Raw genomic sequence first — 21,543 nt, 5'->3', positions numbered from 1 at the left:
CACAGCAAGCTTTACTCCGTCGTTCGGATTTTTTTTTTTCCCTACTTGACGTCTGTGAGACCTCCCCGGGTAAGAGCGATAACTTTCCCCTCATCTATCTGCCACATTTACATCCTGGAATTCGGGCAGTATTGGACTTTGCTTTGTAGTGCAAGCTCGTCCGTCCCAGCATGCCTTCTATGTGATTTCTGTTCGTCAGACCGAGGGTTTGCCTCCGGCTTCCTTCAGATTCCGCCTCGCGGCGGACACCCTTGCCCTTGGCTAACAGTTCCTACTGCCAAGCCTGTAGCGGACTTTCACCGCCAAGTTATCGCCCATGCCGGGCGCACACTAAAAACCAGCTGTCCCCCTGTAAAGGGAGACAGCTGGTTTAAGGGACATTTCTATAATCAATTCAAAATTTGTGATAGTCCTAAATGAATTACTTTAACATATTTTGCGGCTGCACTTTCCGCTTTCCTTCTGTACGCCGTTTAATTCTTCAGCGGCTGAGCGCAGCAAGCCGCTCGAACGCAGGCTTCGGCCTGTGCTGTTCATCGAACAGGAACGGCCAGTTTTTACGTCCGCGGACAGGGAAATTATCCAGCCACGTGTAGTCGTCCGCCGCCCCCCAGAAGGTGACGGACGAAATGACCTGCCGGTATTCCCGGAGCAGCCGGAATACCCCGTCATACCGCTCCGCCTGGAGCTCAAGCAGCTCCGGCGGCGGGCTTGTCAGGTCCGTCCGCTTATCGTCGAAGCGGAACAGGGACATATCCAGCTCGGTAAGCTGCAGCTGCAGCCCGAGCGAAGCGTACTTCTCGATCGCTGCCCGGATGTCATCCAGCGCAGGATCGTACAGATTCCAGTGCGCCTGCAGGCCGACACCGTGGACCAGCACCCCCTGGTCCAGCAGCGACTTGAGCAGGGTATAGATTTTATCGCGCTTCTGCGGATGCGATTCATTGTAATCATTATAGAACAGCAAGGCCTGCGGATCAGCCTCATGAGCATATTCAAATGCCTTGGCAATAAATTCGGGGCCGGCAATCTCCAGCCACTTGGATGGCCGCAGCAGCTCCGGTCCTTCATCGGCAATCACCTCATTGACCACATCCCAGGCATAAATCTGTCCCCGGTAACGTCCGACAACTGTATCGATATGCGACTTCAAACGCGCCAGTAGAAGCTCCTTGCTTACCGATGCGCCAGCTCCGTCCGTAAACAGCCAATCGCTCGTCTGGTTATGCCACACCAGAGTATGACCGCGCATTGCCAGCCCGTGCTTCCGGGCAAAAGCCGCCAGCCCGTCCGCCTGATCAAAGGTGTATACCTCCTCCTGCGGATGTACACTCTCAAACTTCATTTCATTTTCGGCAGTGATACTGTTGAAATGATACGCCAGCAGCTGCTCCTGGGAACGGATCGTCGGCGGGTTTACCGCTGCGCCGATTTTGAAATCATCAGCGAACATGTCCTTTAACGCAGGTCCGCTGAAGCTATTCTTCCCCATCGTTCTAGCCTCCTACAATAAAGTCAGATCGTATTACTCCCCGGCTCAAGCCCTCCACTCAAACCAGTCAAAATAAGCAAATTCCGTCTGCTCCCGCCCGTTGCCCGCAGCATAAATGCCAACCACTACTCCGGTAAAAGCATTTCCTTCTGCCGCCTGCGGCGACAGCTCATAGGCCGGCCCTACGGCCAGCCTAGTCCACGCCTCACCGTCCATGGAATACAGCAGACAGTACTCTTGGTGATCCGCGGAAATTTTTAGATAAACACTGCCTGCGGACCCGCTTACCGGAACCTCCGCCGCCAGCTGGGACTGGCCCTGCACCGTAAGACGCGCAAACACCAGAGGCAGTCCGTCCCTACGGATCATTCCCACCTCATAATGGGCCCGCTCATTCATTCTGACGCACAATCCGGCTTCCGCGCCGTCCTCCTGAGCTTCCAGCTCAAGCAGCGTGCTCCATTCCGAGTTAATCTGCTGCTGCCTGCGGCCGATGAAGGCCGTCTGTCCGGCATCGCTGAGTCCCGCCGGCTGGCCCCTCAGCGCCAGCCAGCCCGGACGCTCCTCCAGCGACCAGCTGTGTTCAGCCGGATTCCGCAGGAAGACCAGATCATACGGAAGCATACTCTGGTCGAACTCATGCCGGCCGCTCGTATGACCGGTTTCCTGTACAGCTTCTTTCACGCTGCTGTCCGAACGCTCAGTGCCCTTCCCCTGCACATCAGACCGTTCAGAGACACACATCTCCAGTCCCACGGTACCGTCATTGTTGTCAATCATCGGCCAGCCGTTCTCATTCCAGCTCACCGGCGCAAGATACGTCTCCCGGCCAAGCACCCCGTAACCGTCTTCGCCAAGACGTACACCAAGAAAGACTGCCCACCATCCGCCGTCCGGACCTTCGATCAGATCGGCATGGCCCAGATACTGGATCGGATGCTCTATACCCCTGTGGGTCAGAATCGGCTCAGCCAGCTCCTCGAACGGACCGTACGGCGAGTGGCTGCGGCCGATAATTTCACGGTGCTCCTTCGCGGTACCGCCGGAGGCAGCCATGATATAATACATCCCGTTAATCTTGTACAAATGCGGGCCTTCCAGCCACGGACCGCCGTCGCCGGTCCAGATCACCACAGGTTCAGTCAGCGCTGCTCCTGTAGCAATATCAATCTCGTACTGGATGATATGAGAATCATAGCCTGCCCCCTGCTGGGCGGTCACATAGACCTTGCCGTCCTCATCGAACATAAGCGATGGATCAATACCGCCGAACGGCACTGAGACCGGATCAGACCAAGGCCCTGCCGGATCAGCGGCAGTCACGTAGAAATTGCCCCGTCCCCGCACATCCGTTGTAATCATATAGAACATTCCGTCATGATAACGGATGGTCGGGGCATAAATCCCGTCAGAGCTGCCGCAATTACGGATGTCAAGCTGGCTGATCCGGTCCAGCACGTGGCCGATTTGTTTCCAATGAATCAGGTCCCGGCTGTGAAACAGCGGAACGCCGGGGAAATATTCAAAGGTGCTGCAGACCAGATAATAGTCCTCTCCCGCCCGGGTAATGCTCGGATCAGGATAAAAACCCGGCAGCACCGGGTTCGTATACTTTATTTGGGATCGCTTCATCTCCATGCTAACAACCTTTCTTTACTCGATAAAGATAACTAATTTACCGAACACATGAGTCTCAACAGCTAGTTGGATTTTCGCCACTTAATTTCATCACATATCATCATTTCTAATGTTCACTTTCCTGCGTTTAGCCCGAAAATAGATGGCGGATTTCCACTTAGCTTGATCAGACAGCTCTTGAAGATTAGGATTACACATGACTCAGGAGTAAATCTTGAATTCCAGGGAGCTGCTGCCTCTCCCCCTCCCCTTCGTCTGTTCCCCTACTCCTTAACACTCCCCACATTCAGACCAACCACAAAATACTTCTGCATAAACGGATATACAAGCAGGATCGGCACCGAGGCGACTACCGTAATCGCGGCCCGGATCGACAGCGGTGTGACCAGCGCCCGTGCTGAATCCTGGTCCATCCCTACCCCGGCCGCAACGTTCGGGTTGCTGTTGGAGTTCATCGTCGAGGACAAGAGCTTCATCAGCTCGTACTGCAGTGTACTCAGGTGCTGCCGGGAGGAGGTGTAGATAAAGGCATCGAACCAGGAGTTCCAGGCACCCACCGCCACAAACAGCGCTATCGTTGCAAGCACCGGTTTACACAGCGGGAATACAACCCGCATGAAGATTTTGAAGTCCCCGGCTCCGTCAATTCTCGCCGACTCCATCAGACTTTCAGGAATGGTACCGATATAAGTCCGGATAACAATCATATTAAAGGCGCTGATCATCGACGGGAAAATATAAACCCAGAAGCTGTTAATCAGGTTCAGATCCTTGATCAGAAAGTAGCTCGGAATCAGACCGGCGCTGAAATACATCGTCAGCACGAAGACCACCGTGATCGGCTGGCGGAAGACATATTCCCGCCGGCTCAGCGTGTAGGCCAGCATCGTCGTCAGGAAGATATTCAGCAATGTCGACAGCACCGTCCGCGCTACAGAAATCAGAAAAGCATCATAAATCGTGCCGGAGGCAAAGATCGCCTTGTAATTCTGGAAAGTCCAGGCCCGCGGCCATAAGTAAATGCCGCCGCGGATCGTGTCATTCCCCGCGTTAAACGAAACGGCAATCGTATTCAGGAACGGATATAGGGTGACAACTACAAGACAAATCATAAACACTGTATTAAAGGTGGTGAACAGCACAGGCTCCAGCTTACCTTTACCGATGCTTCTTCTCACCGTCATGCCTGTTTTCTGCCCAGGGCTAATCTGCCGGTTATCCATCATTTATAACAACCTCTCTTCCCCAAGCCGCTTGGAAATGCCGTTCGCCATAAGCAGCAGTGTTACGCTGACAACCGTTTTGAAAATACCGCCCGCGGTTGCGAGGGAATAGTTGCCCTGTGCGAGACCGTATTTCAGTACAAAAATATCAATCGTTTCTGCCCAGTCCACAACCAGCCCGTTGCCGAGCAGATATTGAACTTCAAAGCCTGCCTCCAGCACATGCCCGATCGACATAATCATCAGGATGACGATGGTTGCCTTGATTCCGGGCAGCGTGACAAACTGCATTTTTCTGTAACGGCTTGCCCCGTCGATTTCCGCAGCCTCATACAGCGCAGGGTCGATTGACGCAATTGCCGCCAGATAAATAATCGTATTCCAGCCGACTTCCTTCCACACATGGGAGGCGCCGACAATGCCCCAGAAGTACTTGCCTTCACTGAGCCACAGAATCGGCTCCTTGATCAGGTGCAGCTTCATCAGCACAATATTGACAATCCCGTCATTGATCGACAGCGAGGTCGCCACAATGCCGGTAACGATAATCCAGGACAGAAAATGCGGCAGATAAGAGATGGTCTGTACCGTTCTTTTCCACAGCACATTTTTGATTTCATTCAGCAGCAGTGCCAGCACAATCGCCGTTACAAATCCGAGCACGAGGTTAATAATCCCCATGGACAAGGTATTGCGCAGCACACGCAGGAAATTGTCATCGGTAAACAGAAATTTGAACTGCTTGAAGCCTACCCATTCCTGTTCACTGAAGGACTTGGCAGGCCGGTAATTCTGAAAGGCCATGGTCCAGCCCCAGACGGGAACATAGGCAAAAAGAATAATGTAGAGCATTAAAGGTACTGACATCCAGATCAGCTGATTCTGGCTTTTGATCAGCGACCAGGTAACCGGCCGCTTCTTCTTTTTACGGCGGTTGGAATGCCGGACGGCTATTTCTGTTTCTAAGGTCTCAGCCATAGTAATTGTCTCCCCGCTCCATCGTTTATTGGAGCAGGCGGAAGGCCGGAACGGCCCTCCGCCTGCTGGTTCACTGCGCCTTCATTTACTTGCTCCAGTTGTCAATTCTCCATTTAATCTGCTCATTGATTTTGTCTTCGTAAGCCTTCACATTGGCTTTCTTGATCTCTCCGACATAATCGGTCCACACAGAATCGAATTCTTCCGGACTCGCCAGGATCGCTTTAGGCAGGAATTTGGTCTGCAGTTCAGTTAATTTGGTGTTGGCTATCTTGGCATCGGAGCCTTCAATCAGATCAATGGACCAGGCTGGATAGTAGATCGGATTGGCAGGCGGCTCACTGAAGAAGTCCACATAAGTATCGAAGCCGTAAGCATCAAGAACTTCTTTATCAAAAGGCTTCAGCCCTGCTTTATACTCTTCCGGCTGTGCTGCCGCGTCGGTAGAGTTGCCGTCACTGAAGCTTCCCTCCGTCTTAGGCAGGAAGTCAAAGAGGGCTTTGGCTTTATTGGCCAGCTGCCAGGTAGCATCGGCCGCATTGTCACGCTGTTCCTGTGTTCTCATGAATCTGCCGTTCTCTACGATATAATCCTCGCCCTCAATACCCCATGAGAAGGTCTTCTGCCAGTCTTCCTGAATCAGGGTGTCGAGCAGCTTGATAATTTTCACCGGATCTTTGGCGTTGATACTGATACCGAAGCCGTTATTAAGGTTCAGAACGGCAAGGTCACGGTAATAGTCTTTGGTAGCCTTATCGTATACGAGCGGGAGTCCCACGTAGGTACGTTCGATTTTGCCCTGGGTGGTCAGGGAATCCTCGGCCGCATTGAAGTTCCAGTGCTGGTCGAACATACCCAGAACGGTTCCGCTGGACAGCTTCGCCATATACTGGTCGTAGTTCTGCACAAAGGTCTCTTTATCGATCAGACCCTTTTGATTGATTTCATTAAGCTTCTGGTAGTATTTTTTGGCATAATCCTTGTCTGCAAAAATCTCGGCTACACCGTCTTTGACCACGACCCCGCCGTCATTCGGATGTCCGATCAAGTGCTGAGGCGCATTGAACAGTCCCCAGTTTTTCCAGTCATAATTCAGAATTTCGAAGCCGATGGTCGGACTGCCGTCAATTTTTGGATACTTCTCTTTGTATTTCTCAATCAGGTCAAAGTACTCATCCAGTGTCTTGACCTGCGGATAGCCGAATTCCTTGAGCACTGCCTTCTGGATCCAGAAAGCCGGGCCTGAATACCAGGAGCTGTTTACTTTACCGTTGTATACCCCATAGTTAGGCAGGATATAGATGTGTCCGTCATTAGGATCCTTCATCATGTTCCAGTAATCCGCATAATGCGCTTTCAAATTCGGAGCATGCTCTTCAATCAGGTCTTCGAGCGGAATATAGGCACCCGCGGCAGTCAGCTTCGTATTCCCTGTCATCATATCGGGATAATCCTGGCCGGCAATCATAACGCCCAGCTTCTGGTTAATGTCGCCTGCCAAAAATTCGAAATTGAAGCTGGCGCCCGTTTCATCTTTGATTTTCTTGTAAATTTTGTTGTCCGGTGTCGGCTGCTGGCCGGCTTGACCCAGAAATACACTGATATTGAACGGTTCAATTTTGTCGCCTGTGTCCGCAGCTCCTGCGGTTTGTGCCGCACCATTCTCTTCGGCCTTGGCATTATCCTTGGTATTGCTGTTGTTATTGCCGCCGCAGCCGGCGAGTGCAAAGCTCAGGGATAACAGCGTGATCAATGAAACCTTGAACGTCCGTTTTGACTTGCCCCCCATAAAGCACCTCCATATTTTTGGTTACGCTTTTTTGTAAGCACTTACATTAATAAATTATAGAGGTGATCCTTAGCTCTAAATACAGCTGAATTAAAGGTGTAACCCCAAAAACTTTAGGACTTTGCCTGCCGGTATTCATTCGGGGACAAGTGCATTTTCTTCTCAAACTGCTTCAGGAACTGTCCGTAATTGGCATATCCCACCCTTTCTGCAATTTCCGACAGCTTAAGCGTACGCTCCTCCAGCAGCCTTGCCGCTTCCTCAATCCGCAGATTATGAAGCAGTTCATTAAAGCCGATTCCGTTCTTCTTGATCAGAAGCTGGCCCAGATAGACGGGGTGCAGGTAAAAGATTTCCGCCAGCCTCTGAATCGTCAGGCTCTCACGGTAGTGCTCCTGAATATACCGGTTAATATCCCGGACAACATCCTGAGATCTGTTGCCCCGCTCCTGCAGCAGAAGGCGGATCACCTCCTCGGCAAAGGCCAGCAGATATTCCATAAGTCCGCCAAGTGTAAGCATGTGGTAATTAAAATCCGCCGGCGGCTCTGTACCTTTCCTCTGCAGCTGCCCGGCTTCCGGAGCCGGGACAAGCTCCCTCATTTTGTAGACCAGGTGAATCACGAATTTCTTTACTGTGTCCGGAGACACCAGCTTCTCACGGAAGCTTGATGCCGCACCTTCAGCCTCCCGGCGGAAGCCGGGAAGATCCAGCGTATTCACAAACCCGATCAGCACATCTGCCAGCCGGATATGATCGTAATCTCTGCTTAAGGGCGTATCGCGGATATCATGGAACATCAGCAGCCCGGCTGAAGGTTCGCTGTAGAAGCAATACTGCAGGGCCTCCTTTGCCCTCAGATAGCTCCCGGCAATGCTGCTAAGTTCCGGTACGCTGTCCCCGGCCGCGATAAACAAGCGGATGCCGGGACACGCCTGCCGCAGCTCCTCTGCAATCCTTGCAGCTGCTGTGTTCCCTTCCCCGGGCGCAGTACTTCCGTAAACAACCGCACAGGTGTATCCCTCAAGGTCAGCCAGCACCATCCCGGCTTCCCCGGCAGACATGGCGGCCGCTTTCCCCCTGACTTCGGTATAGTTCAGCGGATCAGTCTGAATCAGAAGGACATTCCAGCAGCTGAATCCGGCGGACAGCGCAGCAGCTGAACCGCCATATAAAGTCCCCTCCGGTTTACCGTAGAGCAGTCCTTTGATGACTGCAGCCGTTTCCTCCATGGCTGCAAGCCTCCCCATCTTCCGGCTGTGCTCCTCACGCTCCAGTTCCCGGTACATCTCCCGCAGCTCCTCTGCAGCCTCCTCCGGAAAAAGCGGTTTCAGCAGATAGTGATGAATGCCGAACCGGATCGCAGTCTGCGCATACTCGAACTCGCTGTAGCCGCTGAGAATAGCAAACTTGGTGTCTCTGCCTCCTGTCTGCTGCCAGGCGTCTACCATCTCAAGGCCGTTTAACAGCGGCATATTCACATCCGTAATGACCAGATCCGGCGCAAGCTCGCGGATCAGCTGCAGCCCCGCCTGTCCGTTGGTGCAGGTTCCGGCAATCTCAAACCCGAGCGCCTGCCAGTCAATCCACAGCTGCATCGCTTCCAGGGCACTTGGCTCATCGTCAATTAACAGCACTTTATACATTTTCACTGCTTCCCCTCACCTCCGGACGAATGAATCCTCTCCAGCAGCTTCAGCGGTATTCCGAACGAAACCGCTGTCCCTTCATCCGGCGTACTTATCATCTCAAAGGTCACCTGATCGGCATAATACAGCTCCAGTCTGCGGTATACGTTGCGCATTCCGATATTCAGGCTGGAGGAATCCTCAGTGCGGATATTGTTCAGCAGCTCCTTTAGCTTCGCCGTCTCCATGCCCTTGCCGTTGTCTGAAATAGTAATTTGCAGGCGGTCTTCCCGGACTCCCGCCTTTATCCGGATTACACCAAGGCCCTCTATGGCCTGAAGGCCGTGCTTGCAGGCATTTTCGACAAGAGGCTGCATGCTCAGCTTCGGTATTTTGTAAGCAAGCGCCTGCTCTTCTATTTCGAATTGGTAATCGAATTTGTCACGGAATCTGAATTTCTCGATCTTCAGATACATCTCGATAAACTGCATTTCCTCCTGGAGCGACACCAGATCCTCCTTCGACCGGAGCAGCCTGCGCAGCAGCTTGGAGAGGCTTTTGATAATATCCGTCACATCATCATATTTGTTCTTGGTGCAGACCACGAGAATGGCATTCAGCGTATTGAACAGGAAATGCGGATTCATCTGGCTCTGCAGAAAATTCAGTTCAGCCTGTACCCGCTCCATCTCAAGGTTCTTGCTCTGGATTTCCAGCTTGTACACATCGTTAATCAGCGAATTGATCCGCGAGGTCATCCTGTTGAAATTATGAATCAGTCCGCCGATCTCATCACGGCCCTCGTCGATCCGGATCAGCTCGAACTTCTCGTTGCTCACCTTCTGCATATGGCGGGCCAGCCGCTTCACCCGGTAATTGTAGGAGCGCAGCATCACATAGATAAAAGCCGAAGTCAGCAGCGTGACAGTGGTCGCCAGCACCGCTGCATACAGCCGGATATCCAGAACGGCCTGGGCAATCCGCTCCCCCTGCGTAATGCCGATAATCCGCCAGCCCTTGAGATAGTTGGCTGTACCGATAGGCAGGATATGCACCTCCTGTTCCCCGTCCTCCGGCTGCGTAAACAGCGGGTAAGGCTCATCCGTTACATGCTGATAGCCGCTTGCTTCTGACATGACGATCTGGTTCTGCTCATTGACAAGATATAGGCTGAGGTAATCCTTTTCCCGGACAATGATGTCGTACACTTCACTGAGATCGAGATCGATCCGCGACAGCTTTTCATAGGTGCCAAACGAACTGTAGTGATCCATCCAATCAATGATGCTCAGCATCGGTGTGGTCGAGTTAGTATTGCTGTTCTCACTAATCCGGTAGGCGGTTACAACCACCTGGTTGCTTGAAGACTCAGCTTGCCTGTACCAGCCGCTTGTCCGGATTTTCGCATTGATAGCCTGATAATTGCCCCCTGATACAATGGACTGGTTGGCAGTAAATACCGTAATCCGCTCAATCTGGTTGTTCACAGGCATATAGCTGTTCAGCCGGTCACGCAGCTCCTCATCATAGGCCCCGTAAAAATCAATGGAATCCCTATAGGGCCGGTCCAGCATTTCATACAGGTTCTTGTCTGTGGACAGGGTGTAGCTGACGGCAACCCCGCCTTCGATGAAGTCATGAATATCCTTCCTTGCCCGTTCCAGGGAAATCTCCAGGTTCTGCTCTTCCCTTGACTTGATCAGATCTGTAATCCGGCCCAGTAACACCAGGTTAATAATCATGATAGGCAGAAGCACGCCGACGATATAGATCAGGTAAAACTTATAATTGAGCGGAATGTCGTTGACGATATTGGTGAAGCGGAATCTTTTTTTGAGCATGGATTGTGCACCCGGCTTTCCTAGAGCTGCTTGCTGTGGTCAGAGTTCTTGTAGACAGAGGGCAGAATACCCGTGATTCCCTTGAATTTATCGATAAAATAATCCGTGTTGCTGAAGCCGACCTGTGCAGCGACATCGGAAATTTTCAGCTCCGTCCGCTTCAGCAGCGCCTTGGCCGCTTCAATTCGTTTAACATTCAAATATTCGCTGAAGCTGCGTCCGGTCTCTTTGCGGAATAGCTGGCCCAGGTAGGCCGGGTTCATATGAAACTGCCGGGCCAGCTCCTGAAGCTGCAGCTTGCTGCGGAACTCCTGATCCACATACCGGATGACATTATAGATGGTGTTACCCTCATTTGCCTCCTGCAGCTGTGCCAGATAATCCGCCGCCGTTTTACAGAGACCGCTTACATAAAGGCTTAACCGGGAGTAATCACCGAGCTCTCCCAGACTCCCGTATTTTGCCTGGTGCCCGTTCATCATGGTGCCGGGTTCTCCGTTATGCTCTGCCACCAGCCGGCACAGGGTCATTTCCAGATGGGCTATGCCGGCCTGAACAGCTTCCACAGCAGACAATTGCCGGGCATAGGACATGAAGATATCCTGTACACAAGATTCAATCCCCTCCGGATCACCGGCCATTACCTTTTCCGGCAGCTTGGCAAAAGCCGTCTGCTCCCAGCTTGCCTCTGTACCGCATTTCTTGAAATCACAATGGAAGAACACCCCGCCCTGCTCTTTGCCGAACCTGAGCTTCCACATTTCCAGCAGCTGCAGATAAATGTCCTTTAGAGAATCAATACCTGTCATCCGGTCAGTGACCATTACCGTTACCGGCTGCTGCAGCAGCCCCGTTAGCTCCAGCTGAAGCCGCCGGGCACCGTCCTTCAGACTTTCCCTTGAGAGGCCTGCTGACTGCAGCAGCAGACCGGTCCGCCCGGCACTGTCCTGGAAGCTGTTGTACACCAATTCCGGTGTGAAGAAAGATTCCACCGCATCCAGATGTGCCGCTGCTGCAGGCGGCTCCATCAGAATGCCCAGCAATTCTGTATCTCCGGTAAGCTTCATCAGGTTAGCGGCCATCATGCGTAAGTCTTCCTCGTTCTCCCCCAGAATCAGACGGCTTAGCATGCCGCCGATAATGAGCGACTGCTTTTTTTGGCGCTCATCCTTGGAAGCGATTTCACTTTGTATTAAAAGGCTGAGCTGGCTCAGGAGAAGTTCCAGTTCCTCCTCATCGACCGGCTTGAGCAAATATTGCTCCACGCGCTCGCGCAGGGCCGTTCTGGCGTACTGGAAATCGTCGTATCCGCTCAAAATAATAAACCGGGGCGGCCTTGCCATCGTTCCATTTACTCTTGAAATCAGCTCCAGCCCGCTTAAGACCGGCATATTAATATCGGTCAGTACAAGATCAGGCTGATAACGCTCAATCATTCGCAGCGCATCCGGCCCATTCATGGCTTCACCGCACAGCTCGAAGCCGTACTTTGCCCAGTCCACCATTGTCCGCAGCCCTTCCAGCACCCATGGCTCATCATCCACAATAATTGCCTTCAGCATGAACCGCATCCCTCCCCCATTGATTCTGTGAGCAAATTTCACTTAACTGCCCAACCAAATAACTATAGATTATGCTAACATAGTTCAATATTTCTGTGACATATTTCCGTTGTTATTTTATTCGGGGATAGGCGCCAGCCTGCCAGCCCGGCCATAAAAAAAACGCTCTTTGCCGGAAGGGACACTACAGCGTCACCTGCTCGCAAAGAGCGATTCTTATAAGATTTATATAAATATAAAGGCAGCTTACACCAGTCCTGGCTCCCCGCGCAGCTTCCGAAATACCTGGTAGCTCCGCTCCGCACAAGCCGAAATCGTAATCGGATGGAAGCCCGGCAGATCCGCGTACAGCGTATCGTTCAGCGGGTCCGTCCAGCTTGCCGGCAGCTGGCTTGCACCCAGCTTAGCCCCCATAATGGAGCCGACTGTAGCTCCGTTGCAGTCCGTGTCCATTCCGCCGTAGACGGAGGTAACCACCGCCTTCTCGAAATCATTGCCGCCATAAACCAGCGACGCGGCAACAAGCGCAGCATTATTAACCGTATGCACCGGGTCATAGTGGCTGAACTTGTCCCAGATGCGGCTGACCAGCTCGCGTTCACTCTTGGCCGACCGGGCAATTTCGATTCCCTGGAGCACCGCTTCGGCAAGCCGGCTTTTAGCCGGAACCTCGCTGAGTCCAATCTCCAGAATCCGCTCGTTGTCCTGCTCGGCGAAGGCGGCCGAGATCATGGCTGCATTGAACATTTCGCCATAGATTCCGTTCTTCACATGGGAGAACGACGCATCGCGCCAGCCCAGCTCCGCAGCCAGCTCCGGCTGGCCGGCGGCGCCGTAGGCCAGCCCGTCTGCCCGGATCGCTGCACCGATCCATTCGCGGTACGGATTAAGATGCATCCGTACCCGTTCCAGACGCTGCTGCCAGTCAGCCGGCTTCTCCTTATGCATATGGGAGGTTTCAGCCGCAAAATTCATGTACGTCTGCGTCTCCGCGGTACACACCTGCGCATAGGTCAGGTTCCCGTGCCACAGCTTGCCTATATCCCAGGCATCCCAGTCCAGTCCCTTTTGCTCCAGCAGCAGCAGCCCTAGGACCGTGTAACGGAGATCATCGTCACTCTCCATGAAGCTGATCTTCTCCCGGGTACTGGTGAAGGACCAGGCGCTAAGACCCAGCCCGTACTCCGCTTCCGCCCTGGAGTTATCTGGCGTATAGCCTTTAATCGGCCAGGCATCTGCGCCCTGGAACCAGAGCTCGATATTCTCCCAGCCCGGACGTCCGTCCTTGCCGTACAGATAATCCCAATGCTCCAGCGGCTTGCCGAGCGCACAGCCGATGCTTCTGCCGAGCCACGCCCCGCGGAACTTGTCCCGCCACTGCTCAGGCGTCCACGAAGGGGCAAGTCTGCGCGGCCCCTCCGGCCGCAGAGCGCGAATTTCCTCAAGTCCCGAAGGCTCCTGATACGGGAAATCGTCCGCTACCTGAAGCTCCATAAGTTCGCGGTAGACCTCCATCAGCCTGCCTTCATCGGTTCCTGCAGCAGCCAGCTTCTCAGCGATTCCGTCCGTCCGGCAGCCTTCCTCATTCCGCTGCTGCAGCTCGAACTTTACTGTCTCCTGCAGATTCTCCCAGCCGGCCATCAGCTGTTTTCCCCGGCTGCCGCCAGCAGCTCCCGGTCCAGCCGTTCCAGTGAATCGAACAGCAGCTTCATGAACGCCTCACGGTCAACACCGGTCAGCACCTGCACGTTCGGCTGGCGGTCCGGCTTCTTTCTGCGGTCAGCCACGGTCATGCCGCGGGTCAGCTTGCCTTCCGTTTCCACCGTCACATAGAGATGCTCCGACTCGAACAGCTCCGGATGCAGCAGCCAGGCTACGGCGCATGGATCATGCAGCGCGTTGCCGACATAGCCCATCTTTTTACCATAGATCGAGTAGAAATCCAGCAGTTCCCCGACCATTACGGATACAGGGCCCTTCTGCTTCAATTCAAGGATTTCCTCCTCAAAAATCGCCGCCTTATCCGTCACATCCAGACCGCTCATCACAATCGGAATACCTGATTCATAAACGATCCGCGCAGCTTCCGGGTCTACAAAAATATTGAACTCAGCCGTGCTGGTCACATTCCCGTAAGCCAGCCCCCCGCCCATCAGCGAGATTTCCTTAATCTTGTCCTTTACCTCAGGGTAAGCGGTGATTAACAGCGCAATATTGGTTAACGGTGCCATCGGCACCAGTGTAATCTTTTCCTCGGACGCACGGATAATTTCGAGCATGAACTCTACCGCGCCTTGATCCACCGGCTTAAACTTGCTGGCCGGCAGCACCGGGCCGTCCATACCCGATTCCCCGTGTGCTTCCTCTCCCGTCACCAGCTTGCCGAACAGCGGTCCCTTTGCCCCTTTGGCAACAGGGATATCCGCATTAACAAAGCTCAGCACCTTCAGGGCGTTATCCGTTATTTTATCAAGAATCTGGTTGCCGCCTACCGTTGTAATGCCCCGGATTTCCAGCTCCTCCGGATGGGCCAGCGCCAGCAGTATCGCAATCGCGTCATCGTGCCCCGGATCACAGTCAATTATTATGGGTCTTGGCATTGTCGTTCTCCCCCTTATGTCTTTCTCAGCAGTCAATGAACTTGTATTTTTCTATTTTGGGATTTGCGTGACTCCAGAGAATGTTTGGACTTCCGGCCGCTGTTGTCTGCAGATTTCTTGATTTAACCGGCTTTTCGCGGTTGAAATCCACAGACAAAGGCGGTCGCTACCGCTCCTCCAGTTCCAAAATTCCCCTCCGCCACTGCCCCCTTAATTCTAAGATCCAAGTTCAATTATATTAGCAGCCCCCCGCTACTTTGCTACAGGACTCTTAACCTTCTTGTTCTTCTTCCGGGTCTCAGAGACCGCATAGATCAGCAGACCGATTACAGTGGCCACATAAGGCAGCGTAGCAATCAGCTCAGCCGGAATTTTCAGCACCTGGAGCGCATTGGACAATGCATCCGCCGCCCCGAACAGCAGGGAAGTCAGCGCCGTTCCGATGGTCGTGCTGCGGCCCATGGATTCTGCGGCAATCGCGATCCAGCCACGGCCGGCGATCATATCACGCGTGAACAGCGACAGATAACCCATGGACATGTAAGCCCCGCCCAGGCTGGCAAAAAATCCGCTGAGCAGCAGCGCGGTATATTGGATTTTGACTACACTGACCCCGACCGACTGGGCGGCATGCGGGTTCTCGCCGACTGAACGGATACGCAGTCCAAGCGGTGTCCGGTTCAGCAGATAATACACGGCCAGTACGGCCAGAATGGAGACGTAAGTCAGAATGTGGTGACCGGACAGAATCGGTCCAAGCACGGGAATATCTTTGATCAGCGGAATCTGAACACTTGGCAGCACCTTGCTCGCAAGCGACGTTGAGGAGCCCTTGTCCCCGCTCAGCAGATACAGGATGAATACGGTACCGCCCGAGGCGAACATGTTGATCGCTACCCCGCCGAGAATAATATGCGTCTTGAATTTAAGGGTGAAAAAGGCCAGTATCCCTGCGATCAGCGTTCCCGATAATACTGCGCCAAGCAGTCCAACCCACGCACTCTGGGTATAAGCGCTGACAATGACGCCGGCCAGGGCCGACACCAGCATGATCCCTTCCATCCCGATATTGATAATGCCGGCCCGGTTGGAGATCAGCGCCCCCAGCGCGGCGAACAGAATCGGCGTGGTTACACGCAGCAGCGAAAAGGCAAAGTCCGTCGTAAAAATAACGTTCAGCAGACTGTTCATGCGTTCGCTTTCGCCTCCTTCAGCAGCATCCGGTTTTTCCAGAATTTCAGGAATTGCTCCGCGGAGATCAGCAGGATAATAACCGCCTGGATGATCGAGATCATCTCGGAGGGTACATCCGACAGACGGGCCATCATATCGGCACCGATGCGGATATAAGCCAGGAACAGGGCTGAGCCGATAACGGACAGCGGGTTGTTTTTGGCCAGCATCGCTACCAGCGCACCGTCAAGACCATACCCGGGCAGAGATGCCCACTGAAACCGGTTGTACATTCCCAGCACTTCCACTGAACCGCCCATCCCGGCGATAAAGCCGGCGATCAGATGGACCAGAATAATTACTTTCGCAGTCTTCATTCCTGAGTAACGGGCAAAATCACGGTTCACCCCGGTCATCCGCAGCTCATAGCCCCATTTGGTCCGGTACAGGAACAGGTGGGCCAGGACGATCATCACGAGTACAATAATCAGTCCGGTGTGGATACGTGTGCCGGTGAAGATTTTGCTCAGCTGGGCTGTCTCTTGAAACTTGTAGGATACATTGGCAAAAGCCTTCGCATCACGCAGATGATAATTAAGCAGATAGAGTCCGACTCCGAACAAAATGTTGTTGAACATCAAAGATGTTACTAGCTCATTGGCATTCCACTTGGCCTTGAGAATACCGGGAATCGCCGACAGCAGCGCTCCGACAATGGAGCCCGCCGCAATCGCTACGACCGGATGAAACCAGCTGTTCAGGCTCAGATGAATGGCCAGTACAGAAGCTACTACGCCAGAGAAATAGAAGATACCTTCTGCCCCGAGATTGAACATATTGGCCCGGAACAGCAGGGACACGGCAAGACCGGTGAACATCAGAGGAATCGCCATTTCAATCACGTTGCCGATATGCCCCTTGGTGGAAATAGGCTCCCACAGAAAAATACCGATCGTCTTGAGCGGCTGGTCGCTGACCAGTGAAATAATAATAAAGGCGATGGCCAGCGCAATCAGTATGACCGCCGCCGTCCGGATTACCTCAAAATATTTGACTTTAAACATGGTTTACGGCCCTCCCGATCTGCTGCTTGTCCTGCCGGTTAATGCCCAGCATGTATAATCCGAGCTCTTCTTCGCTTACCTTGGACGGATTCTCAAAGTAGGCCACGATCTCTCCTTCATACATGACAAGAAGACTGTCGCTCAGCTCCAGAATTTCGTTCAGATCCGCTGACAGGAGTACAATACCGCTGCCTGCCGAGCGCAGCTCCAGCAGCTTCTGGTGGATGAACTGGGCCGCTCCGATATCCACGCCCCGGGTCGGCTGCTCGGCAATCAGCAGCTGCGGGCTGGTGGAGCATTCCCTGGCTACGACCACCTTCTGCATGTTGCCTCCGGACAGCATGCCGATCGGCTGCTGCGGGCCCGAGCACCGCACTTTAAATTCCTCCACCAATGAGGCGGCCAGTGCGGCGATCCGCTTGCCGTTCAGCAGCGGACCCTTATTCATGTCCTTGGAACGGTAGCGGGTGGAGATCAGATTATCGGAAATGCTGGCATCCCCGGCTGCCCCCTGGCGCATCCGGTCCTCCGGGATATATGAGACGCCCAGGCTGCGGATACGGAGAATATCGGCGGCCAGAATATCTGTAGCATTAACCTTTACCGACCCGCTGCTCGATACCGCGTGCAGCCCGCCGGTGAGCGCCTCGACCAGCTGATTCTGGCCGTTGCCTTCAACCCCGGCAATCCCGACGATCTGGCCCTCGCGGACTGCAAAGCTGACCTCTTCCAGCAAGGCCTTGCCCTGGCTGTCATGGACGGACAGTTTGTCTACTGACAATACCGGCTTGCCGAAAGGTACATTATCTTTATCGTATTTCAGCACGACATCCCGGCCGACCATCAGCCGTGAAATCTCCTGCTCGGTTACGTCCTTCGTCTGGAAGACCCCCTCGCTTCTGCCTCCGCGCATAATCGTAATCCGGTCGCAGATCGCTTTGACTTCCTTCAGCTTGTGGGAGATGAACACAATCGTATGTCCCTGCTCCTTCAGATGCTGCAGCTCCACGAACAGCTCCTCGGTTTCCTGCGGAGTCAGTACGGCAGTCGGCTCGTCCAGGATCAGGATTTTGGCCCCGCGCACCAGCGCCTTCAGGATTTCTACCTTCTGCTTCATTCCTACGGTAAGATCCTCAACCTTTGCCTTGGGATTTACAGCGAGATTGTACTTGCGCGCCGTCTCTTCCGTCAGGCGGACTGCTTCATTGTAGTTGAAGCCCACTCCTTTGCGCGGCTCCATGCCAAGCACCATGTTCTCGGCTACCGTAAAGGAAGGCACCAGCATGAAATGCTGATGGACCATGCCGATGCCACGGTCGATCGCATCCTGCGGAGACTGCAGCTTCACCTTTTCCCCGCGGATGCTGATGTCGCCTTCACTCGGCTCCTCCATCCCGAACATGATCTTCATCAAGGTCGATTTGCCCGCCCCGTTCTCTCCGGCTATGGCATGAATCTCTCCTTCACGCAGGCTAAAGTGGACATCATGGTTGGCAACGACGCCATTCGGATATACCTTGGTTATTCCCCGCATTTCCAGCAGCGCGTGTTCCACGGGTTATCAACGCCTTTCAACTAGACTGGTTTTCTGCAAAAATAGGCAGCTGGAATTCTTCTTGGCTGAAGGAATCCCAACTGCAGGAGATACGGCGAACCGGTTAGTGTTTAATTTAATTAAGGCTTAACAGCATTACGGATCGCTTCAACCTCTGAAGTTTCCATGCCCATTGCGTTGTCTACCGTGATTTCCTTGTTGATCAGCTTCTGCTTCACTTCTTCGACCTTGGCCTGCAGATCAGCCGGGAATACGCTGGTGTAGATGTCGTTTTCGGCGATGCCTACGCCGTCTTCCACGAAGCCGAGGACGTCGCGTTTGCCCATTTCAAGTGTGCCTTCCTGAAGCTTGGTTACGGCGCCCAGAATGGCGCTGTCGATCTTTTTGATCGCAGAGGTGACAATCAGGTTGGCTTTCTCGCTGTCTGTATCTTTAAGCAGCATAGCCTGGTCGGAATCGACACCAATTGCATACTTTGTTTTTTCTTTTGCAGCATCGAAGATACCAAGGCCTGTACCGCCGGCTACGTTAAAGATTACGTCTACACCGGAGTTGTACTGGATGAGCGACAATTCCTTGCCTTTGGCCGGGTTAACGAAGTCGCCCGCGTAGGATACAGCAACTTTTACATCGGGATCAACATATTGAGCCCCCTGAATGTAGCCGACCAGGAACGCATTGATGCCCGGAATATCCATACCGCCGACAAAACCGATTACGTTCTCAGGGTTGGCGTTCGGCATATCGGACTGTGTAGCAAGTGCCGCAACAGCGCCGGCCAGGAAAGACACTTCATTAGTGGAGTAAGACATGTTGTACATGTTGGCAGGTGCTTCCTCGATGTCCGTATCGTAGTTGATGAATTTTTTATCCGGATTCGCTTCTGCCGTCATATTGAACATTTCCGTAATTTCTGATCCGCCTGAAATAACAACATCCCAGTCCTCAGCGGCAATATCGTTAAAAGTAGGCTCCCACTTCGTCTTGTCCGTGCCCATCTCGATTACTTTGGTTTCCGCGCCAAGCTCTGTCTGCACTTTCTGCAGGCCGCTGTTGGCAGCGTCGAAGAAGGATTTATCTCCAAGCGTTCCCGGGATCAGCAGCACAACCTTAAGCTTGTCGCCGGAACCGGCATTTCCGCTATTTGCTGCATCGTTACCGGCATCCGCCGCATTTCCGTTGTTAGCTGTGTTGTTTCCGCAAGCAGTGACGAGTACCATTACCATGAGCAGCAATAATGCAAGAACATTCTTTTTCATTTTGTCTGTTCACACCCCTGTTTGATATTGATGGACCACTTTAAAAAAGGCAGACTTCCCCAATTACACGTTTTGTTCTGTTGTTATACAGCAATAGATTTTATGCAAATCCATAAAACAACTGAAAATTAATGAATAGCTTACATCTGATGATAAAATCTGTGATTTTTCGTCAATTAAACGGTCAATTCCCGAACAAGATGGCCAGTCAGGTTGCGAATCTTTCGTTTAATTGATACGATCATAGCAAATACAGCAGCAAACTTTTATATACTTTCGGTCATTTTTTTGCACGATTCGGCTAAATGAAAAAGAGTTGGAGGATCAACATGGATCGAGTCCTATATATTGTAAATGCAGAGCATGAAGCGGACACCCACATCCCGCGCCATCAGCATGAATGCTTCGAGCTGGTCTATTACATTCACGGGCTTGGCACATGCAGCATAGGGCAGCGCAGCTATCACTTCCGTCCGCATTCTTTTGCGCTGATCCCGCCCAATTTCAAGCATGACGAGAATCACCAGCCCCGCTCCGAGGTGCTGTTCGTCGGCTTTCACTGCGAGAATCCGGCAATCAGCACATTGTCAGGCGTATTTGAGGATGATAAGGAGCATACGGTGCTGCAGACGCTGGTGCGGATGAATGAGGAGTTCAAGCGCAAGCGTGACGGCTTCTCTGAGCTTTTAAATTTGCAGATGAGCGAAATTACGGTACACCTGCAGCGGCTGCTGGGCGGCTCCGGCTTCCAGTCCCCGGCACAGGACCAGATGCAGTATGTCCTCAACTATATGGATGAGCATTACCGGCACAAGCTGTCGGTCCAGTCGCTGGCGGAAATGTCCGGGTACAGCTACGACCGGTTCCGGCATTTATTTAAGGAGCGCTTTGGCGAATCGCCCCACCGTTATCTTTTACTGAAACGCATCCATTATGCCAAATCTCTCCTGCTGCATACCCAGATGCATATTTCCGAGGTATCTGCTACAGCCGGGTTCGTGAATGACGCACAGTTCTGCAATATGTTCAAAAGAGAGGTCGGCCTCTCGCCCCGGACCTTCCGTGTCCGCAGCAAAGTTATATAATGTAACATAAGTCACTTACTTTGGGGGATTTTCCTCTATAATGGAGTTTAACTTATTGAAAAAATGAAGCTTGTCCGTTAAAACGCATTATTTCGCGTGAGATATCATTACAGGAGAGTGATTTTCTTGAATGTCCCGCTGCTGCTCTCCTCCAATGAATACAAGAAGAAGCTGTCCCGCTGTTATAATGACGTCCATAAGGAGCTGTACGGCGTCGGGGTAAATCAGCTCCGTCTGGAGGCTGCCAACGATACGATGATCATGTTTCTGGTGAAGCATCAGCGGGTTGCCGCCCTGCGCGCGCTGGAAGAGCATTATCCGGAGCTCAAGCAGTCTGTGGATGCTGCGCTGCATCAGGAATTCAAACGGCGCATCCAGAAGAAGCTGGCCGAAGAGCTTGAGCTGCCGGTTGCCGGCGTACTCAGGGATTACGATCCCCAGACAGCCTGGGCCTGTACCGTTGTTATCTGCGATACCGGGGCTGAACAATGATGCAGGATTTATCTTGCGGATTTACGGCTGCCGGTATTATTAAGAGCTGAAACCAAATGAATAAACAGAATGTCAGGCTGCATTTCGATTTATCCTGATGCGCCGCATGTTAACTAAGGTTAGCCCTATATCTGTTTACAGATTGCAGGAAGCCGTTGATTAGA

The 21,543-nt window shown here is 52.8% G+C and carries 16 protein-coding genes; 2 read left to right on the top strand and 14 right to left on the bottom strand.

The window, feature by feature from the left end; translation table 11 throughout:
• Positions 1 to 481 precede the first annotated feature (481 nt).
• The 14 genes from BLR64_RS25565 to BLR64_RS25500 all read right to left on the bottom strand — a co-directional run bounded on the left by BLR64_RS25565 (position 482) and on the right by BLR64_RS25500 (position 19,802).
• Entirely contained in the window at positions 482 to 1,492 is a 1,011-nt protein-coding gene (locus tag BLR64_RS25565) for an endo-1,4-beta-xylanase (protein WP_090718938.1), read from the bottom strand.
• A 45-nt stretch (positions 1,493 to 1,537) separates the two neighbouring features.
• Positions 1,538 to 3,124: a glycoside hydrolase family 43 protein gene (locus BLR64_RS25560; protein WP_208607234.1), complete on the bottom strand. Its 1,587-nt coding sequence runs from the start codon at positions 3,122 to 3,124 to the stop codon at positions 1,538 to 1,540.
• A gap of 269 nt (positions 3,125 to 3,393) precedes the next feature.
• A complete protein-coding gene (locus tag BLR64_RS25555; RefSeq protein WP_090718948.1) occupies positions 3,394 to 4,353 on the bottom strand; it encodes a carbohydrate ABC transporter permease in 960 nt (319 codons plus the stop codon).
• A gap of 3 nt (positions 4,354 to 4,356) precedes the next feature.
• Positions 4,357 to 5,331 (bottom strand): ABC transporter permease, encoded by a 975-nt coding sequence (locus tag BLR64_RS25550; RefSeq protein ID WP_068725679.1) that lies wholly within the window; start codon positions 5,329 to 5,331, stop codon positions 4,357 to 4,359.
• An 85-nt stretch (positions 5,332 to 5,416) separates the two neighbouring features.
• Positions 5,417 to 7,120 (bottom strand): type 2 periplasmic-binding domain-containing protein, encoded by a 1,704-nt coding sequence (locus BLR64_RS25545; protein ID WP_090718935.1) that lies wholly within the window; start codon positions 7,118 to 7,120, stop codon positions 5,417 to 5,419.
• A 113-nt stretch (positions 7,121 to 7,233) separates the two neighbouring features.
• Positions 7,234 to 8,766, bottom strand: a complete 1,533-nt coding sequence (locus BLR64_RS25540; protein WP_090718933.1) for a response regulator — start codon at positions 8,764 to 8,766, stop codon at positions 7,234 to 7,236.
• A 2-nt stretch (positions 8,767 to 8,768) separates the two neighbouring features.
• Entirely contained in the window at positions 8,769 to 10,589 is a 1,821-nt protein-coding gene (locus BLR64_RS25535; protein WP_090718931.1) for a sensor histidine kinase, read from the bottom strand.
• Positions 10,590 to 10,609: 20 nt separating this feature from the next.
• Positions 10,610 to 12,151, bottom strand: coding sequence for a response regulator transcription factor (locus BLR64_RS25530; RefSeq protein ID WP_167360781.1), 1,542 nt, complete (start codon positions 12,149 to 12,151; stop codon positions 10,610 to 10,612).
• A gap of 246 nt (positions 12,152 to 12,397) precedes the next feature.
• Positions 12,398 to 13,792 (bottom strand): ADP-ribosylglycohydrolase family protein, encoded by a 1,395-nt coding sequence (locus tag BLR64_RS25525; RefSeq protein WP_090718928.1) that lies wholly within the window; start codon positions 13,790 to 13,792, stop codon positions 12,398 to 12,400.
• The gene (locus BLR64_RS25520) at positions 13,792 to 14,751 is read right to left on the bottom strand and encodes a nucleoside hydrolase (RefSeq protein ID WP_090718926.1); all 960 of its coding nucleotides are present in this window, start codon (positions 14,749 to 14,751) and stop codon (positions 13,792 to 13,794) included. Before BLR64_RS25520 ends, BLR64_RS25525 begins: the two co-directional genes overlap by 1 nt.
• Positions 14,752 to 15,003: 252 nt before the next feature.
• Positions 15,004 to 15,942: an ABC transporter permease gene (locus BLR64_RS25515; RefSeq protein WP_090718924.1), complete on the bottom strand. Its 939-nt coding sequence runs from the start codon at positions 15,940 to 15,942 to the stop codon at positions 15,004 to 15,006.
• On the bottom strand, positions 15,939 to 16,988 hold the full coding sequence (locus BLR64_RS25510; RefSeq protein WP_090718922.1) for an ABC transporter permease: 1,050 nt from the start codon (positions 16,986 to 16,988) through the stop codon (positions 15,939 to 15,941). Before BLR64_RS25510 ends, BLR64_RS25515 begins: the two co-directional genes overlap by 4 nt.
• A complete protein-coding gene (locus tag BLR64_RS25505) occupies positions 16,981 to 18,543 on the bottom strand; it encodes an ABC transporter ATP-binding protein (RefSeq protein WP_090718920.1) in 1,563 nt (520 codons plus the stop codon). Before BLR64_RS25505 ends, BLR64_RS25510 begins: the two co-directional genes overlap by 8 nt.
• A gap of 119 nt (positions 18,544 to 18,662) precedes the next feature.
• Entirely contained in the window at positions 18,663 to 19,802 is a 1,140-nt protein-coding gene (locus BLR64_RS25500; RefSeq protein WP_090718918.1) for a BMP family ABC transporter substrate-binding protein, read from the bottom strand.
• Positions 19,803 to 20,131: 329 nt separating this feature from the next.
• On the opposite strand from BLR64_RS25500, the gene BLR64_RS25495 reads away from it, so the two are divergent.
• Positions 20,132 to 20,887, top strand: coding sequence for a helix-turn-helix transcriptional regulator (locus BLR64_RS25495; RefSeq protein WP_090718916.1), 756 nt, complete (start codon positions 20,132 to 20,134; stop codon positions 20,885 to 20,887).
• A 126-nt stretch (positions 20,888 to 21,013) separates the two neighbouring features.
• Positions 21,014 to 21,379, top strand: coding sequence for a Na-translocating system protein MpsC family protein (locus BLR64_RS25490; protein ID WP_090718914.1), 366 nt, complete (start codon positions 21,014 to 21,016; stop codon positions 21,377 to 21,379).
• Positions 21,380 to 21,543 lie beyond the last annotated feature (164 nt).

Origin of the sequence: Paenibacillus typhae, assembly GCF_900099765.1 — a bacterium.
Taxonomy (GTDB): Bacteria; Bacillota; Bacilli; order Paenibacillales; family Paenibacillaceae; genus Paenibacillus_AQ; species Paenibacillus_AQ typhae.
The sequence above is the reverse complement of the archived record's forward strand: the minus strand, read 5'-3'. Positions and strand labels throughout refer to the sequence as shown.

What these genes read in the sequence shown, in the direction of transcription:
- BLR64_RS25540 (WP_090718933.1), bottom strand. Translation starts at nt 8,766, where the DNA reads ATGTATAAAGTGCTGTTAATTGACGATGAGCCAAGTGCCCTGGAAGCG.
- BLR64_RS25565 (WP_090718938.1), bottom strand. Translation starts at nt 1,492, where the DNA reads ATGGGGAAGAATAGCTTCAGCGGACCTGCGTTAAAGGACATGTTCGCT.
- BLR64_RS25515 (WP_090718924.1), bottom strand. Translation starts at nt 15,942, where the DNA reads ATGAACAGTCTGCTGAACGTTATTTTTACGACGGACTTTGCCTTTTCG.
- BLR64_RS25500 (WP_090718918.1), bottom strand. Translation starts at nt 19,802, where the DNA reads ATGAAAAAGAATGTTCTTGCATTATTGCTGCTCATGGTAATGGTACTC.
- BLR64_RS25525 (WP_090718928.1), bottom strand. Translation starts at nt 13,792, where the DNA reads ATGGCCGGCTGGGAGAATCTGCAGGAGACAGTAAAGTTCGAGCTGCAG.
- BLR64_RS25555 (WP_090718948.1), bottom strand. Translation starts at nt 4,353, where the DNA reads ATGGATAACCGGCAGATTAGCCCTGGGCAGAAAACAGGCATGACGGTG.
- BLR64_RS25535 (WP_090718931.1), bottom strand. Translation starts at nt 10,589, where the DNA reads ATGCTCAAAAAAAGATTCCGCTTCACCAATATCGTCAACGACATTCCG.
- BLR64_RS25545 (WP_090718935.1), bottom strand. Translation starts at nt 7,120, where the DNA reads ATGGGGGGCAAGTCAAAACGGACGTTCAAGGTTTCATTGATCACGCTG.
- BLR64_RS25510 (WP_090718922.1), bottom strand. Translation starts at nt 16,988, where the DNA reads ATGTTTAAAGTCAAATATTTTGAGGTAATCCGGACGGCGGCGGTCATA.
- BLR64_RS25560 (WP_208607234.1), bottom strand. Translation starts at nt 3,124, where the DNA reads ATGAAGCGATCCCAAATAAAGTATACGAACCCGGTGCTGCCGGGTTTT.
- BLR64_RS25520 (WP_090718926.1), bottom strand. Translation starts at nt 14,751, where the DNA reads ATGCCAAGACCCATAATAATTGACTGTGATCCGGGGCACGATGACGCG.
- BLR64_RS25530 (WP_167360781.1), bottom strand. Translation starts at nt 12,151, where the DNA reads ATGCTGAAGGCAATTATTGTGGATGATGAGCCATGGGTGCTGGAAGGG.
- BLR64_RS25495 (WP_090718916.1), top strand. Translation starts at nt 20,132, where the DNA reads ATGGATCGAGTCCTATATATTGTAAATGCAGAGCATGAAGCGGACACC.
- BLR64_RS25550 (WP_068725679.1), bottom strand. Translation starts at nt 5,331, where the DNA reads ATGGCTGAGACCTTAGAAACAGAAATAGCCGTCCGGCATTCCAACCGC.